The organism is Shewanella oneidensis MR-1 (assembly GCF_000146165.2).
GTDB classification, from domain to species: domain Bacteria; phylum Pseudomonadota; class Gammaproteobacteria; order Enterobacterales; family Shewanellaceae; genus Shewanella; species Shewanella oneidensis.
The window spans coordinates 3,901,906-3,919,289 of the sequence record NC_004347.2; the positions used below are offsets into that span (position 1 = coordinate 3,901,906).

The 17,384-nt window shown below is 47.0% G+C and carries 15 protein-coding genes and 1 pseudogene; 11 read left to right on the forward strand and 5 right to left on the reverse strand.

The window, feature by feature from the left end:
• Nucleotides 1-25: 25 nt before the first annotated feature.
• A pseudogene (locus tag SO_RS17490) lies at nucleotides 26-622 on the forward strand (M16 family metallopeptidase); the annotation flags it as partial.
• 5 nt (nucleotides 623-627) lie between these two features.
• Here SO_RS17490 and SO_RS17495 read toward each other — a convergent pair.
• Nucleotides 628-804 carry a hypothetical protein gene (locus tag SO_RS17495; protein WP_164925762.1) on the reverse strand — a complete coding sequence of 59 codons (177 nt, stop codon included), beginning with the start codon at nucleotides 802-804 and terminating at the stop codon, nucleotides 628-630.
• A 152-nt stretch (nucleotides 805-956) separates the two neighbouring features.
• Here SO_RS17495 and zapE point away from each other — a divergent pair, with 152 nt between their 5' ends.
• On the forward strand, nucleotides 957-2,159 hold the full coding sequence (zapE, locus tag SO_RS17500) for a cell division protein ZapE (RefSeq protein ID WP_164925763.1): 1,203 nt from the start codon (nucleotides 957-959) through the stop codon (nucleotides 2,157-2,159).
• 138 nt (nucleotides 2,160-2,297) lie between these two features.
• On the opposite strand, the gene SO_RS17505 is transcribed toward zapE, so the two are convergent.
• On the reverse strand, nucleotides 2,298-3,290 hold the full coding sequence (locus tag SO_RS17505) for a LysR family transcriptional regulator (RefSeq protein ID WP_011073534.1): 993 nt from the start codon (nucleotides 3,288-3,290) through the stop codon (nucleotides 2,298-2,300).
• A gap of 124 nt (nucleotides 3,291-3,414) precedes the next feature.
• On the opposite strand from SO_RS17505, the gene SO_RS17510 reads away from it, so the two are divergent.
• A complete protein-coding gene (locus SO_RS17510; protein WP_011073535.1) occupies nucleotides 3,415-4,374 on the forward strand; it encodes a sodium-dependent bicarbonate transport family permease in 960 nt (319 codons plus the stop codon).
• Nucleotides 4,375-4,418: 44 nt separating this feature from the next.
• On the opposite strand, the gene SO_RS17515 is transcribed toward SO_RS17510, so the two are convergent.
• On the reverse strand, nucleotides 4,419-5,393 hold the full coding sequence (locus tag SO_RS17515; protein ID WP_011073536.1) for a GGDEF domain-containing protein: 975 nt from the start codon (nucleotides 5,391-5,393) through the stop codon (nucleotides 4,419-4,421).
• A gap of 60 nt (nucleotides 5,394-5,453) precedes the next feature.
• Nucleotides 5,454-8,318 (reverse strand): bifunctional [glutamate--ammonia ligase]-adenylyl-L-tyrosine phosphorylase/[glutamate--ammonia-ligase] adenylyltransferase, encoded by a 2,865-nt coding sequence (gene glnE, locus SO_RS17520; RefSeq protein WP_011073537.1) that lies wholly within the window; start codon nucleotides 8,316-8,318, stop codon nucleotides 5,454-5,456.
• Nucleotides 8,319-8,573: 255 nt separating this feature from the next.
• On the opposite strand from glnE, the gene SO_RS17525 reads away from it, so the two are divergent.
• The 8 genes from SO_RS17525 (at nucleotide 8,574) to SO_RS17560 (ending at nucleotide 15,610) form a co-directional block, all read left to right on the forward strand.
• Nucleotides 8,574-9,563: a hypothetical protein gene (locus SO_RS17525; protein WP_011073538.1), complete on the forward strand. Its 990-nt coding sequence runs from the start codon at nucleotides 8,574-8,576 to the stop codon at nucleotides 9,561-9,563.
• A gap of 15 nt (nucleotides 9,564-9,578) precedes the next feature.
• Nucleotides 9,579-10,478, forward strand: a complete 900-nt coding sequence (locus tag SO_RS17530; RefSeq protein ID WP_011073539.1) for a DUF350 domain-containing protein — start codon at nucleotides 9,579-9,581, stop codon at nucleotides 10,476-10,478.
• 4 nt (nucleotides 10,479-10,482) lie between these two features.
• Nucleotides 10,483-12,207, forward strand: coding sequence for a polyamine aminopropyltransferase (locus SO_RS17535; RefSeq protein WP_011073540.1), 1,725 nt, complete (start codon nucleotides 10,483-10,485; stop codon nucleotides 12,205-12,207).
• A gap of 78 nt (nucleotides 12,208-12,285) precedes the next feature.
• Nucleotides 12,286-12,699, forward strand: coding sequence for a YjfI family protein (locus tag SO_RS17540; protein WP_007645549.1), 414 nt, complete (start codon nucleotides 12,286-12,288; stop codon nucleotides 12,697-12,699).
• Nucleotides 12,700-12,710: 11 nt separating this feature from the next.
• Nucleotides 12,711-13,400 carry a PspA/IM30 family protein gene (locus SO_RS17545; protein WP_011073541.1) on the forward strand — a complete coding sequence of 230 codons (690 nt, stop codon included), beginning with the start codon at nucleotides 12,711-12,713 and terminating at the stop codon, nucleotides 13,398-13,400.
• Between the two features lie 147 nt (nucleotides 13,401-13,547).
• Nucleotides 13,548-14,201 (forward strand): hypothetical protein, encoded by a 654-nt coding sequence (locus SO_RS17550; protein ID WP_011073542.1) that lies wholly within the window; start codon nucleotides 13,548-13,550, stop codon nucleotides 14,199-14,201.
• 107 nt (nucleotides 14,202-14,308) lie between these two features.
• Nucleotides 14,309-14,638 (forward strand): hypothetical protein, encoded by a 330-nt coding sequence (locus SO_RS17555; RefSeq protein ID WP_011073543.1) that lies wholly within the window; start codon nucleotides 14,309-14,311, stop codon nucleotides 14,636-14,638.
• A 147-nt stretch (nucleotides 14,639-14,785) separates the two neighbouring features.
• On the forward strand, nucleotides 14,786-15,610 hold the full coding sequence (locus SO_RS17560; RefSeq protein ID WP_011073544.1) for an ion transporter: 825 nt from the start codon (nucleotides 14,786-14,788) through the stop codon (nucleotides 15,608-15,610).
• Between the two features lie 37 nt (nucleotides 15,611-15,647).
• Here the strand turns inward: SO_RS17560 and SO_RS17565 are convergent, their stop codons facing one another.
• The gene (locus SO_RS17565; RefSeq protein ID WP_011073545.1) at nucleotides 15,648-17,159 is read right to left on the reverse strand and encodes a CYTH domain-containing protein; all 1,512 of its coding nucleotides are present in this window, start codon (nucleotides 17,157-17,159) and stop codon (nucleotides 15,648-15,650) included.
• Nucleotides 17,160-17,384 lie beyond the last annotated feature (225 nt).

Genomic DNA, 17,384 nt, shown 5'->3' on the forward strand with positions numbered 1-17,384 from the left:
TGGTGGCGCTAAATGGATAGCCCTTATACAAACACAGGTGCGAATAGGTTATGCCCTCGACTCAAACCAATTAACACCACAGGATATCACTCTCAGTTGTCGCAGTTTAGCCGCTCTCCTCGGGCGCAGTTTTTCGGGGCGACTCTATTACGACTTGCGGGAAAAACGCGGGTTAACCTACGGGATTTACGGCCAGTGTACCAATGCGCCGCTTTCTAGCAGTATCAAGTTTTACGGTAGCACGGCCATAGAACACTCTGGCGCCTTTGTGGTGGGGATTTTGGATCATCTAAAATGGCTGACGTCAGCGCCTGTCAGCGAGGGAGAACTCAATACCCTAAAAACCTATCTGATTGGTGAAGTATTGTTAACAAAAGATCATCCTAGCCAGAGCGAAGCCCAATTTATTCATCAACAGGTACTTGGATTAGATCCGCAATCAATGCAAGCCATAAACGCTAAACTGCAGGCGCTATCGCCCAGTCAGTTGATGCTATTAGCACAACAAGCGTTTCATGGTGAACCTCTCATTATTTTACGGGGCGATGTTAATAAGATATCAGCCGATCTCACCGCTAAGCTGCCTGAATGGAAACTCGAGGTGGTTAAGGTAACTGATTAATATAATTATAGCTTTCCCGTAGTAATGTCATTCGCCATGCCAAGTTTAAGCACAGGGGCATGGCTTTGTGCCATTTGTGCTAACTCTTGCATAGCCGCGCCTGAGCCGATACAAGTATGAGTGCTAGAGCCTAATCCGCTACTGCCGATGACGGCATAATCCCAATATTTGCTAACGTTCAAGTGGTTTCATCAAGCGTAATGAGGTCGTGTCATCAATGGCATGTGTACCAACACACCGATAGCTTCTTGTTCTCAATAACGATTTAAGCAATGATAAAACTAATATGGCATCCCAAACGCCCCTAAAACTGACTTAATTTATAACAAATCCCATGGCCTTTAATCCCTTGTTACCCGCGACTCACAGCCTATCACTACAGGCTATTTATCAGGCCAAAATTGGCGTCGAACTGATTGAGGACCCCGCTCAGCGACAGGCGGTGCTCGCCTTGGATACATTGCATCAGCAGCTCTGCACCCATTCAGGCTCCACGTCCCCTAAAGGCTTGTATCTGTGGGGCGATGTTGGGCGCGGCAAAACCTTTCTGATGGATTTGTTTTACGATGCCCTGCCACAGCGAGGTAAGCTTAGATTGCACTTTCACCGCTTTATGGCGCGAGTGCACCAGGCCTTAAAGGTACATGCGGGGCAGCGCGATCCCCTAAAATTGATTGCAAAAAATTTAGCAAAGGAGTGTAAGGTACTCTGTTTCGATGAGTTTTTTGTCTCGGATATTGGCGATGCCATGATCCTCGCAGGTTTATTTGAAACCTTGTTTGCCCAAGGAGTCGTGCTGGTCGCCACGTCCAACATTCCCATCGAACGCTTATATGAAAATGGCCTTGCAAGGCACAGATTTTTACCCTGCATCGCTCTGCTTCAAGCCCATACCCAAATGCTGCATCTTAATGGGAAGCAGGATCATAGACTGCATGCATTGAGTGCAAAACCATCGGCAGAGGCGCTCGCGGCGACGTCACATAATATTGGGTTGACAGGCACACTGGATTTCGATGGGATTTTCGCTGCACTCACGCAAAATTCGCCCAGCATTAAAGATGGCAAACTGCGAGTCTGCCAGCGTGAGATCTCAGTTATACGCGCGACAACCGAAAATCAACTCCCCTCAGTCGCTTGGTTTGATTTTAATGCCCTGTGTGATGGCCCGCGCTCACAGCTAGATTACATTGAAATAGCGAGCCGATTTAAGGTGTTAATGCTAAGCAATGTGCCAAGACTCGGGGGCGAAGTAAAAGGCTGGATCCGCGCCCGTGGCACGGAAGATGGCACTGGCGACAACCAAGCTGCGACCACTGGTGAGCGGCAACTCTCCTATGCCGTCAACGATGATCCTGCGCGGCGTTTTATCAGCCTTATCGATGAGTTATACGATCAAGACGTCAGCTTATATTTAAGCTGCGACGTTCCACTCACAGAACTCTATCAAGGTGGCGCCCTTAGTTTTGAATTTCGCCGCACCTATAGTCGGCTAATAGAAATGAGTCACAGCGCCGCGATGAAATTAACATATTGAAAAACAAAAAATTAGATTGAGCATTAATTCATCATTTATGATTCAAAAGTTTCGCTTAAGATAACAGCAGTTTTTTAAGCAACGAGCAGCGACCAGTGTTTAAGTAGCGACAGTTGTTAACTTGTACCGTAACCGCTTCTACCGAGACAAACTCGCAGGCGCAAAGATAGTACTTAAGTGCTGAATATCTGCGGCAACCCACTCTGGCTCAATACATTCGGCAAGATGAGTCGCCATAAATTCCACTAGCTGCATGGCGGCATAGGGTAAACGTCGGTCCCGACGGCCAACAAGATACCAATTACTCTCCAGTGGAAATCCGCTTACGGACAATACCGCCGGTTTCTCGCGCCCTTCCTGTAGCGTGTGGGCCGAAATCACTGATAAGCCTAAGCCCGATGCCACGCTCAAGCGTATCGCTTCGTTACTCTCAATTTGCATGGTATCGCTCAGGGCTATTCCTTGGGCGCTGCACCAAGATTCAAACATCAAGCGGGTTGCAGAACCAGGTTCGCGCATAATAAAGCGCTCTTGCTTCAACTCGCTAAAGCGTATCTGCTGACGGTTAACCGCCCAATGATCCTTAGGCGCAATAAGCTGCAGCGGATTTTTGATGATCCTTGCCGATAACACTTGCTCACCACTGGGAGGATGACTAAAGAGATATAAATCATCTTCTTGACGCTCGAATCGCCCCAAAATATGCGCGCGGTTGCCGATATTTAAGGTCACTTTTACCTGCGGAAATTGCCGATAAAACGCCCCTAAAATCCGTGGTACCACATATTTTGCCGTAGTTACCAAACCGATATTGATATGGCCAACACTGCCGCCTCTGGCCTGCTGGATAAAGGCATTGACATCTTCAAAGCGACTTAGGGTATCGCAGGCGGCTCGGTACAGCTCTTGTCCAACTAAGGTGGGCGACATACGGCCATCAGTGCTGTTTAGCAAGGGTTCGCCCAAAATATCCGCTAACTTTTTAAGTTGCAGTGACACGGTAGGCTGAGTAAGGTGTAGGGCGCGAGCCGCCGCCGAAATATTGCCCAGCCGAACCACCTGTACATAAACCTCAAGTAGCCGAAAACTCAAATGCCGTAGTTTCAGTTGACCTTGAGAAGACTTATCCATAGATAATTATCTATACCTAATTAGTAAACAATTTATTTTTCAATATAACGAATTGAGTCCAGAATCACCAGTCATCAATGGTCCTTAAATAAACGAGGACTAAAACAGTATTAATGAGAGACTTATGCCAGATATTGTCATTGCATTTTTCGCCTTAGGTTTGCTCGCAGGCTTAGTCAAATCCGACCTTAAAGTGCCACCCGCTATTTATGAAACCCTGTCGATTTTGTTAATGCTTACCTTAGGGTTAAAGGGCGGCATGGCACTGCACGGCCATACTCAAAACCTAGTGTTCACTGAACTCGTTGCCGTTGTTGCATTAGGTTTGCTCATCCCATTGGCACTTTACCCTGTGCTCACCCGCTTAGTTCGGCTTGGGCGCACTGATGCTATTAGCATCGCCGCCCATTATGGATCGGTCAGCGCGGGGACTTTTGCCGTTGTTATCGCCATGGTGGAAAAATCAGGGATGACATTAAGACCCGAAACAACTTTATATTTGGTGCTACTCGAACTACCAGCGATTGTGGTCATGCTCTGGTTACACAGATATTTAAGCGCCAAACAGCCGCTACAAGCTACAGTGCCTAATACTCAGCAATCGAGCATACTGCATGAAGCTTTAACTAGCCGCGGTGTGGTGCTCTTAGTCGGTGGAGTGGTCATTGGTTGGCTTTATGGTCCGACAGGACTTGCGGCCATTAGCCCTGTACTATTGGGTGGATTTAAAACCCTACTGGCCCTGTTTTTACTGGAGATGGGATTAGTCACGGCAAAAGTCTGTTTACCTCTACCACTGCAGCAATGGCGCTTATTAGTGTTTGCCGCCGTCACACCTTTTGCTTTGGCATGGTGCGGTATTGGTGTCGGGTTATGGCTCGAGTTACCGCCGGGAAGCATCTTGGTGCTTGCAGGCTTGAGTGCCAGTGCCTCTTATATTGCAGCACCTGCAGCCATACGCGCCGCCATTCCCGAAGCTAATATTGGCCTCGCCATGCTGGCATCCCTTGGGATTACCTTTCCGGTGAACGTGTTAATCGGCTTACCCTTGTACCAACACTGGGTAATGCAAATTACGGGATAATGCTATTGCACGAGGGAGACCGAGGTCTCCCTTTGTATATCCCATCATTCAGGTTTATTTAAGTGATGCTCGGCTTTATCTTGATACATTGCCCTGTCGGCAGCATCGAGTAAATCCTCAAGATTGATATCCAATTCAGGCGACCAATGAGCTACACCTATACTGCTCACTAAGGTAGGTTGCTGTGGATGCTGTTGATTATATTGCTCTAGTAATGACTGAAAACGCTCAATCGCAACATGCACTGCATCTATCTTCACAAAACTTAGTAGTACCACAAATTCATCGCCCCCCAGTCTTGCAATCACATCGGATTCCCGAAACGCCGCCATCAAGAGATGGGCAAAATCATAGAGCACTTGATCGCCTTTACGGTGACCAAAAGAATCATTGAGTTCCTTAAAAAAGTCGAGGTCAAAAAACACTAACGCAGCCTGAGAATTTGTTCGTCGACAACTAGCAAGGGATTGAAACGCAAGCTGTTCAAATCCACGCCGATTAGAAATCATCGTTAAGGGATCTAAGGTGTTTAGCGATATAGACAACAACTCCGCCTCAACCATCTGCCCAAGATCAGTGAGAGTTTCGATATCATCAGCGCTAAATTCCCTCGGCTCATTACCGATTAAGCACAAAGTTCCGACCCGATATTCACCACGAATCGTCAAAGGATAACCAGCATAAAAACGAATATGGGGAGACTGAGTGACTAAAGGGTTATCGTGAAAACGGGGATCCATTTGGGCATCGTTAACAATAAAAATACCATCATGATTAATAGCATGGCCACAAAAGGAAATATCCCTTGATGTCTCAGTCACCTCCAATCCTTGACAGGATTTAAACCATTGCCGACTGGCATCCACCAACGTCACCACACAAATAGGTAGCGCAAAAATACGCCGAGTTAGCCGCGTTATACGGTCAAACCTTTCTTCGGCATTGGTATCGAGTATATTCAATGCCTTTAAGGTGGATAAACGTTGCAACTCATTATCAGGGATGGGAGGTAATTGCATAGTTCGCTCCGCAAATGGCTTACTATCAAGCGTAGACCAACTACTTGACTCATGTGTTACTTACTCAAGTATGGCCTGATAAATGGCAAGTATCCGCTCCGCATGGGCAGCAACGTCGGCGTAGGCCAACTTCCCAGATTTTTGCTGCAGCGTTAAGCGGTGATTTTCATCCCTTAACCAGCAATAACTTTGGGTAAGATGTTGCGCGCTCATCAAAGGCAGAAGTTCAAGCTCGGCCAGCACGCCAAAAATACGCACATTATCAGACCAAATTGATAACTCAGGGTATTCATGAGCATTAGCGAGCACCAAGTATTGAGCAATAAACTCAATATCAGTGATCCCACCGGGGCTTTGTTTTAAGTCAAACTCGCCTTCACTGACTTTAAGTAAATGGTCACGCATCTTCTGACGCATCTCACGTACCGCTTTTTTAAGCTCGTCTTTATCCCGTGATTGCTCTAAAACACAAGCGCGGATTTGGCTAAATTTGACAGCCAAACTATTATCACCAAAAACAAAACGTGACCGAACTAAGGCTTGATGCTCCCATGTCCACGCCTCTTGGGCTTGATATTCGCCAAAACGCGCAATCTCGCTCACCATCAGACCTGAAGCCCCTGAAGGACGCAGGCGCATATCCACTTCGTACAACTCACCCGAGGTGGTTCGCGTCGAGAATAAATGCAAAATACGTTGGGCAAGTTTGAGGTAAAAATGGCCCACTTCGATGGGTCTATCACCATTGGTCAAGCTATTGGCCATATTCTCCGGCGCTTCATACAGAAAGACCAAATCCAGATCCGAACCATAGCCCAACTCAATACCGCCTAACTTGCCGTAACCAATCACCGCAAAACCAGTGTCACTACTTTCCGCTAGATAACTCGGCACGCCGTGGCGCACAGCAACCTGCTGCCACGCCTGCATTACCACTTGTTCAATAATGGCTTCGGCTAAAAAGGTCAAATGGTCACTCACCTGCATCACAGGCAATACTCCGGTGACATCGGCAGCGGCAATTTTAAGTTGTTGCGACAGCTTAAACTGGCGCAGCGCCTCCATTTGCTGCTCCATATCATCCTCAGGCACCCGCAGCAGATACTGGCGCAGTTCACTGGGATAATCATCCAGCGAAGTTGTATCGTACAGATGCGCCGGATCGATAAGCTCGTCGAGCAGCATAGGAAACTTAGCGAGTTGCACCGCAATCCACGGACTTGCGCAGCACAGGCTCACCAGTTGCTGGCGGGCGCCGGGATTTTCGCATAGCAACTCAAGATAAGTGGTGCGTGTTAAAATTTGCTCTAGCACTTTAGATACGGGCTCAAAAGCCGCCGACGGGCTTGGTTGATTGAGCAGCTCGTCGAGCAACCTTGGCATTAATTTATCGAGGGTTTCACGTCCACGTGGGCCAATCGAGCGTTTAGTGACGGTTTCACGCCAACGACTCAGTAAAGGCCAGAGTTTATCGTCATCAATCTGCTGCTCAGCTAACAAGTTAATTGCGTGATCATCTTGCTGCACGTTCCACAGCTGCGCTGTCCAATGCTCGGCTTTTTCCTCCCCTTCTTCGCCACCGACCGTAGCCTTAAAGTGACGATGAATTTTCGCCATCGCCGCCTCGATATGGGTACGAAGGTCAATTTCATTGGTCATATCGAGTACGTAGCAGAGCCTCGCCCAATCGAGCGCATTATTCGGCAAGGTTTGCGTCTGTTTATCATCAATCGCTTGCAAGAGGTTCTCGACGCGGCGCAGCAATAAATAACTGTGCTTAAGCTCATCGACTGCGAGGTATTCAAACTGCCCTAGGCTATAAAGGGTATCCATGGCACCAAACAGGCTTTGCTGGCGCAGCGAGGGCTCACGACCACCACGGATCAACTGGAAGCTTTGCACCACGAACTCCACCTCACGTATGCCGCCCGCACCAAGTTTAATATTATCGGTCAACTGACGGCGACGTACTTCTTGGGCGATGAGTTGCTTCATTTTGCGCAGGGATTCAATGGCCGAAAAGTCGATATACCGGCGATAGACAAAGGGACGCAACAGACTGTGTAACTCGTCGGAGAAATGGTTCCAAGGCCCGAGCGAACGGGCTTTCACCATCGCATAACGCTCCCAATCACGCCCCTGCTCTTGGTAATAGTCCTCCAGGCCACTAAAACTCACCACTAAAGGACCGCTTTCACCATAAGGACGCAGGCGCATATCAACACGGAATACAAAACCATCAACGGTAATCTGGTCGAGTAAATTGACGAGCCTCTGCCCCATGCGGATAAAAAACTGTTGATTATCAAGGCTACGGCGACCGCCAACGGTTTCACCATGTTCTGGGAAAGTAAAAATCAGGTCGATATCGGAGGAAAAGTTCAGCTCACGTCCACCGAGTTTCCCCATGCCCAAAATTAGCAGCGGTTGGGGATTGCCGGCCTTATCCATTGGCGTACCGTATTGAACACACATCTCCTTGTAGAGCCAATCTCTTGCGCCGATCACTAGCGCCTCAGCGAGCGCAGAAAGATCGAGCAAAGATTCCTCTAAGCTGGCGTAATCTAAAAAGTCTCGCCACGCGAAACGCACCATTTGATAATTGCGAAATCGGCGCAGTAGGCGTTTTGCCATATCTTCAGTAGTGGCACTGGCTAATTGCTCACGTAACTGTGCATCAAACAGTTTTCGTTCAACTTGCTGCAAATCATCGGCAAACAAGGCGTTAATCCACTCTGGAGAGCGTGTTAATTGGTTTGCGATATAATCGCTTAGTCCCAAAACCGTTTTCAATTCTTGCTGCTGGGCAGCGGTTAAATTTGCCAGTCCTTCTGACCATACTTCAGTAAGGCGTGCCCAATGACGCTCAGAGGCTTGAGTAATGAGGGGAGACAATGACTTATTACTGTCTTTTTGCACGGCCATAATAATCCCTAACAAATTTAAATATCGACATATTATGTCGCAAATGATATAGAATGAAATCGCATCAGGTTTAACATAATTGCCATGCCTTAATGCGTGTGTCTGCAAATGGCAAAACTGAGCTCACCCACAAGAAAGCAACCCCTCTTTCTTGGCTATTTAGGGTACTATAACCTGTGAGGCAAACATATTGGGCAAGTTGATTATTATTGTCCGCCAATATTTGGGTTTTATTTCAGCACTTTTGGAGAAAACATGGCAGGAATGCTAATGCGTGTTCTCACGTCGATGCTCATTTTGGCCGCGGTCTTATCGCTGACGGGTTGTGGCGATGATCGGCCGGAGAAAATTGAGAAGTATCAACAACTCACGGAGCAGCGTCTCACAACACTCAATACGATGCTCGATGATGGTCAAATCCGTAATGCCAATCTGCTCAAGCAATACAGCAGCTTGCTAAAACAGCAAAAGCCCGATTTAGCACCATTAGTGGATGAATTAGCCAAGGATGCAACCGCCGAAGGGCCTATGTTTTCTTCGCTCAAACGCCGCTTAGGTGATGCCAAAAATTCGGCTAACTTTACCGATCTCGACCAACAATTAGCCGAGGTAGAGAATCTCTATCAAGCGACCGATCCTAGCCTGTATAACGACATGCTATCCGATCCCGTGAACGTGATAGCGGATATGTCAGAAGGCAAACTCGCCCGCGTCAATGCAATCAGCCGTGAGGCTGCTGCCCTAGCCAATAACGCCGAGGATTTTGGTCCAGGTAGCCAACTGGTGGGTAACCCAGCCTATGGAAGTTGGCAGACAGACTCCAGCGGCATGTCATTCTGGGCTTGGTACGGCATGTATTCGATGTTTTCCAATATATTCCAGCGCCCCATTTATTACGACCGCTGGTCCGGTAACCGTGGCTATAGCTATTACAACGACGTTGGCCGCTACCGCTATACCTCGCCAAAACAAGCGCAGGCGCAGGAAAAAACCTTCGAACAGACCAAAAAACGTTTCGATTCGCAAGGAAAACGCTTCGATAGCCCCTATTCAAAATCGCGCACAGGCTCAACCTCTCTCTCCCGCGAGAGCACTAGTGCTCCAAAAGCGAATACTGCAGGTTCGAGCTCAGCGAATAAGTCGGGAGCACAATCTGACAATAAATTCCGCTCAAACTATTCTAAAGACAGCAGTTTCCGTAATTCCAGCAATCGCACTACCCGCAGTGTGCGCCGAGGCAAGTAACGTAAAGGATCTCCCATGACACTATTTCAGGATTTCGGTATCACACCAGAGTTAATCACTATACTCGCAATCGACCTCACGATTGCGGTTATCTTATTGACATTAATGCGTTATTTACAAGGATGGAGCATTAGGGTCAACAGCAGCAAAGAACTGGCTGAACGCGATAACTTTGCCTTTGGGATCAGTACTGCTGGCGCTGTTGCCGCGTTAGGCATTGTGCTCACAGGCGCCATCACAGGCGCTGCAGCGCCCTCCTATTTAACCGAAGCGATAGGCATGAGCGCCTATGGGTTATTTGGTTTAATACTGATCAAACTCGGACGTTTTCTACACGATAAAATCGCGTTAAATGAACTCGATAAAAACCAGCAAATTATTAAAGGGAACGTGTCCGTCGCCATTGTGGATGCAAGTGTTGCTATCGCCACCGCAATCATTATTCGCGCAGTGCTGTTATGGGCTGAAGATTTAACAATCGATACCTTTATTGCTATCTTTAGTGCCTTTGCGATTTCACAACTCATGCTGGTGCTACTCACCCGCTTACGTGAAAAACGTTTCGCAAGTCGTAACCAAGACTCATCAATGCAGCAGGCACTCGCTCAAGGTCATACGGCTGTTGCTATTCGCCACGCCGGATTTATGATCGCCATGGCACTCAGCTTTAATGCCGCGAGCCATTTTATCCTTTTCAATCCAACGGCCTATGTCACTAACATCATTGGTTGGTTGGTGTTTTCAATCATTATGCTAGTCGTGCTGACACTGTTACTGTTTGTGATTAAAAAGCTGGTTTTAGCACGGATCAATTTAGCGGATGAAGTCGAAAGACAGCACAATATTGGTATTGCTGCCGTGGAAATGGCCATCAGTATTGCAATCGCACTTATCCTCACGGCCCTAATGGCGTAAACGAATGCACGAGTCACAATTAACCACTTCGGCGGCTAAACCTAGCCGCCTAGGCTGGTTCGATGATGTCCTATTACTGGGCATAATGGCCGTACTCGCCGGGTGCGGTCTTATCTACGAATATCTATTATCCCACTATGCAGGCCGGATCTTAGGCGCACTTGAGGCTGCCATCTATACCATGATCGGTCTGATGATCGTCTCCATGGGGCTTGGTGCCTTTGCCGCGCGTAAAATTAAGGATGCGTTTACCGGCTTTGTGGTGCTCGAACTCACCGTCGCGCTGTGTGGCTCACTCGCGATTTTGATCACCGCAGCAGTGATAGGTTTTGGCCAACAATTGCCGATGCTCATCGCCAGCACCTTGGGCTTGCCACCGGATCAACTGCCCGAAGGTGGGATGATTGGCACGCTACAAAAGCTTAGCGAATATCTACCTTATTTTTGGGGCGTGCTATTGGGCTTGATGATCGGCATGGAAATTCCACTGATCGCCAGGGTAAGACAATCCCTTTCAGATGAACACTTACTCCACAATGCGGGCACAATTTACGGCGCAGACTATATAGGCGCAGGCATTGGCGCAGCTATTTGGGTCGGCTTTATGCTGGCTATTGATATTCAACTAGCAGCAGCGCTCACCGCCAGCTTTAACTTGCTAGCAGGGTTTGTGTTTATCTGGCGCTTTTGGCAGAAGATCCAAAGACCTAAATTACTGTTAGCGGCCCACTTAGTCGTCACTGGTGTATTGCTGCTACTCGCCATTCAAGGGCCAAGCTGGGAGCAACAGTTCAACAATCTGCTTTATAAAGATAAGGTGGTTTATGCCAAGGCAACACGTTTTCAACAGCTGACCTTTACTGAGCGCCTACGCGGCAATGGCCTATCCCCCGTATACGCCTTGTATATCAATGGTCGTTTACAATTTTCAAGTAGCGATGAACATATTTACCATGCGTTTTTAGTTCACCCAACACTTGCGGCTAGCGCTCGTCATAACAAGGTATTAATCATTGGCGGCGGTGATGGACTGGGCCTAAAACAAGTATTACGCTGGGAGCCTGAGCAAGTGACCCTACTCGACCTTGATGCGGCGCTGGTGCAACTGTTTAAATCCCCCGATCCTGATATGCCTGAGCGTTTAAGCCAGGCCCTGCTATCACTTAATGGCAATGCGTTTAACGATCCTCGTGTAACGGTAATCCATGATGATGCCTTTAATGGAGTCGATAAGCTGATTGCTAAAGGGGATAAATATGATGCCATTATTGTGGATTTACCCGATCCCAGCCATCCGGATCTGAATAAGCTCTACTCGGATTATTTCTATCGCAAACTGAAGGAACTAATCAGTAATGATGGCGCTCTGACAGTACAGTCAACGTCACCCTATCATGCGCAAAAAGCTTTTATTTCAGTAGCAAAAACCTTGGCATTGGCGGGATTTGATGTAAAACAATATCACCATAATGTCCCTAGTTTTGGCGAATGGGGTTGGAGTATCGCCACCTTAGATGGCAAGGATGCTCAACATCGTTTGGCACAGCTGACAAAGCTGCCTATTGCGGATGACTGGCTAACCTTAGGTTTAGTTAAAGGCGCGTTTGAATTTCCTGCCAATTTTTATCAGGATGCGACCAATATTAAGCCTAATGAGCTGGGGTCATTACAGTTGTACCATTATCATCAACAGGCTTGGTCCGAAACCCAAGGACTGGATCTTTTTTAACGGATAAAGATAGTGCTTGACATATTATGTCTCAGTGCTATCTTTGAACACAGACATAATATGTCAATAAGGACAAATATGAATATCCATACTCTTGCTAATCACCTCAACAGCCTTGGCAATAACAGCCAAACTGGCTTCCAATTCGATTGTTATCCAATTGATGGTGAAGTCGAAGTGTTGCAAGTGAATGTGGTCGGCCGTGAAGAAATCCCGGTATTTGTATCGGTTACGGACAACCAAATTCTCTGCATCAGCTACCTCTGGGGCGAAAACGAAGTAAACCAAGAACGTCGCAGTGAAATGTTTGAAACCATGCTCGAATTAAACATTCCAATGCCGCTGTCAGCCTTTGCCAAGATTGATGACAAATATGTGGTTTACGGCGCGCTGTCTTTGCAATCTAGCATGCTCGAAATCGAGCAAGAGCTAGCAGTATTATCTGATAACTGCTTAGAAGTTATCGATGAAATGGTCGACTATCTGAAATAAGGAGCCACAACATGGGCATTCTGAATAAAATTTTAACAGCGTTTCGCGGTGGTGCCACCGAAGTTGGCCAAAGCATCGTAGACGCAAACTCAACCCGAATTTTCGAACAGGAAATCCGTGACGCTGAGAAACATTTAACCAACGCCAAGCGCGAACTGACTGATGTGATGGCCAAAGAAATGCAAGCCAGTCGCGAAGTTGACCGCTTAAAGCGTTCAATTGCAGAGCACGAAGGTTATGTAACCCAAGCTTTAGATAAAGGCAATGAAGCTTTAGCGATTGAAGTTGCGGAAAAAATTGCTCAATTAGAGCAAGAACTGGCAGAGCAACAAACCGCAAATGATAGCTTCAGCGCCCATGCTCTGCGCTTGAAAGATTTGGTGAAGAAAACCGAGCGTCAACTGTCTGATTATCAACGTCAGTTAAGCATGGTTAAAACCACCGAAAGCGTGCAAAAAGCTACAGCAACGATTACCGATTCTTTTGCGTCAAGCAACTCTAAACTGCTGAATGCGAAAGATTCATTAGAGCGTATCAAGGCTCGTCAGCAACAGTTTGACGACAGACTGAAAGCCGCTGAAACCTTAGCCGAAGAAGGCAGTGATAAATCATTGCAGGCTAAGTTAGCCGAAGCGGGTATCGGTGAGCAAAAATCGAATGCTAACGCTGTGCTTGAGCGTATCAAGGCACGTAAAAGCTAATTTATGATTGACCAAACGCCGAGTACCAATGGGACCATCACCCCCTATTGTGCTCGGCTTTTTTATTTTAGGTACACCAACATTCACATCAATCCAAACTAACTCATGGGTTAGTTCAGGACAATGGCGCACTGCTTAGGAGCGAATATGGGATTTTTTAACAGTATTTTTGGCAAAAAAACGCCGCCAGCGCGTGAACTCAACCATCCCTCTGCGCTCAAAGTGGGCGATATGATCTCCATCGACAATAGCTTTGCATTACCGCCACAGTTGCGCGGGCAGCAACTAAAAGTTGAAGCCGTCAATACCTATGAGTTTGAACGCAACCAGCAGAGTGAATGGGTGCTCAAAGGACACGGTAACGACACCTTGTTTTTGAGCATTGAAGAAGACGATGAAACCTATCTCGCCTTTTCCCTTAAAATTACCCGCGCCCAGGTTGAGCAGATATTCGACCTAGAGCAATTTAGCACTCTATTTGATGAACCTGGCCACGCCGAACTTACCACGCAAGAGTTATCGCCAGCGTTAGCGGAACAACTCGAGCAATGGTTGGGCAAGCAATACCACCAAGTGAGTTTTGCGCTCTTTGGATACTTCCACCGTGAAGATTATCGAGGACTAAAACCACCGCAGGATGCTAATGGTGCAACCGGTGAGCCCTTCGAATATTATTTACTGCTCGATGAGGACGAAAGTCGCGCTGTGGAAGTTGAAGTATATGAAGGGGGCGATACGGATGTAGTACTCACCTTATACCGCCCACTTACGGATATTCGCGATTACTGGCCTGGTCAATAAAGTTTGACATAAGATAAAGTGCGCGACTCGCACTTTATCTTTTAAGCCATTACAATCCCAATAGAATTCGCTCGAATTATGCGGTTGATAGCAACAGGTAAAACCTAATGAGTAAAACGAAACACCCTCTCCCAGAGCAATGGCAGAAGAACCAAGAAGCCGCAAAGGCAACTCAAGTGGCCTTCGATCTCGATGAAAAGTTTCAATATTCTATTCGTAAAGCCGCGCTTGATGCGGGTGTAAGCCCCTCAGATCAGATCCGTACCATTTTGGGATTGAGTGTTTCAAGACGTCCCACACGCCCCCGCTTAACAGTGTCACTTAACGCCGATGACTATGTGCAACTTGCTGAAAAATATGACTTAAATGCCGACGCCCAGCTTGAAATTAAGCGTCGAGTCCTTGAAGACCTCGTGCGTTTTGTTGCTGAGGATTAATTTTTTATTGGTGTCATTCAGCATTGAAATCAGTATTCAATGGTTCGAGTATTTTAAGTCGGGCGATTAATCACAAAGTTAATTTACTCATAGCGTAAACTCTTTTACCTTATACATTCGCCTTAAAACACAGGGATCATGTTAGGCATGACAGATAAAACCCCTTGGTCACTTCGCTCTGTAGGTAACCCCTCTCCCATTGAAATCGCTATGATGTTGCTATCGCTGCTCTCGGTCATCATAGTGCTAGTAATGACCTTTGGACGCCTAGATAAAGAAACCTACCGTTTGCTGTTTTTTATCGATACCACGATTTGCATGATTTTTATGGTCAATTTTTTTGCTGGCCTATTCCGAGCCCGGGACAAACTCTTTTACCTGCGCCACCATTGGATCGACTTCATCGCCAGTATTCCTGCCATTGAGGCGCTACGAATCGCTAGGGTATTTCAAATTCTGCGGGTAATTCGTTTAATCCGCATGAGCCGCTCTTTCCTTATTCCCTTGATAAAACAGCGCAAACAAGCGACGCTCGCCAGCTTATTGGTGGCGATGGTGACGATTTTAACCTTCGCTTCTATCATCATTTTGATTATTGAAAGCGGCACTGAAGGGGCCAATATCCAAACCGCGGAGCAGGCCATTTGGTGGGCATTAGTCACCATTTCAACCGTAGGTTATGGCGATTTCTACCCAGTCAGCACTGCGGGGCATATTGTAGGTGGAATCGTGATTGTGAGCGGTGTGAGCTTTTTCGGGGTGATTTCGGGGTATATGGCTTCCGTGTTTGTCGCACCAGACGAAAGCGAACGCCAAGAGCGCCAAGATGCCCATAAGGCCGAAATCAAGTCAGAACTCGAGCTTGCCCTTGCCAGAATGGAAGAAAACCAGCGGCAAATGGAGCTCAATCAGGCACAGATGCTGACCAAAATAGCTGAATTAAAACAAGCACTCGAAGATAAAAAAGGTTAGGAGCTCACCGAACTCCTAACCTAATTCCGCTCGATGATTACCAATAAGTGATTTGTTGAATGGCGTTTTGTCTTGAGGCTTCCATCGCAAATAACAAGCTTTGCTGCTTATCCTCCAGCCAGTCGGCTAAATCAATCCCAAGCGATTTGGCCGTAAGTGTTAATTGTTGATAACAGGCCAAGGTTCTAATGCCTAACACAAGATCATGCCATGGAGCCCTAAAGGCATCGCGAGATTTCGTCTCATATAAAAGCCCGTAAGCCTGCCCGACTTGAATGCTTTCATCGAGTAAAACCGCACACAGTAAATAATCCTCAGCAGTCATCGCTTTTTCAGCGGGCATAGCTGCAAGTATTGCTTGCCATGATGCTTCCTGCGCATTATCAGCATGTGTCAACAACCCAAGCTCCACGGCTAATGCTATTTTCCCAGCGCCAATATCCAATAAGATTGCAACAATAGCCAACTGCAATTGACCATATTCCACTTGTTGCCAGAGCGAAGTTAACCGCGCCGCCACACCCAGCGCATCAAACTGTTGCTGCAATCGTTGCATCAAGGCTTGACGGGAATCGAGTCGACTTAACAAGCCTTTTTGACTTCCTAGTAACGCGGCTAGCGCTTGGGCATCTTCGATAAACTCAAGTTGCGATTCAATCAGGCTAAATTGCTGAATCAGCCCAGCGTTAGCAAGACCAAATTGACTTAAGGTCATGCGTAATAAACGAATACAAGTACGCATCCGCCACCAAAGGGCAATCTTAGCTTCATTATCTTGTTCTTCTGCAATCATCGCCTCAAGCAATTGCCAACGTTCCAGTGCAGTTTCGAGCAAGACTTGGCAGGTAACGGTTAAATCCTGTTGATGGGGTTGATGCAGATTGAGATCTACCGGCACAGGAAGAGGCAAAAACTCGAGGGCACTTAAGGTTAATGGCGTAGATTGCCCCGCGAGTCGATAGCCCCGCTGCGCCTTACTGGCTTTACCTAAACGTACCGGAATCGTGCTCACAACTTGAGTTGCTAGCGCTAATAGCGCACTGGCATCACCACTTAACAGTTCAAATTCCAGTTCACAGAGCGCCTCATGTTGGCCATTTGCACTTATTTCGCCAATGTCTAAGGCAACCTCAACGACACTGTCTCCTACTGTCACATGCCAAGCACGGCGATAAAAATCAGTATGAAACACGCAGCCAAGCTCGGCTTGTACGGCTGTTAAATCGGCATTTAAGGGCCAAATGCTCGTGGGGAATAGGCTTAAATCAGGGCTATCGGCTTGAATGGTGACATTATATTCGGGGCGAGAATGGATCCCTCCAACGACTTGCCCCGCCGTTTTGATGGTTTGTTCTTTATGTCCATCGAAGCCACGAACGCGTAATCCCATGTCCCATTGACGTAATTGCAATGTGGGCGTGTCAAAATAACCATTGGTTAAACGACGTTTCCCTTGCGGTGTGGCGCCATCTAAGCTATCTAACTTATTTATCAGGGATTCTTGAAATTTAGGTAAGAAAAACAGTTTTAATTCAATCTCAGCATTCATTACTACACCGCTCATTTTGTCATCAAACATTCATCTATGTGTCATCTTTAATTCATAATGTCACAAATTTGTCATAAAAAACCCGTAGGATTTGGTTTTGAAGTTGGTATATAACCCGTTAGAATAAACCTGTCGTTTTTTCTGAAAAAACACAGTTTCAATATGCGGACGCATGGGTTAACATGCGCCCGCTTTTTCCAATCATGGAACAATCTAAATAGGTAA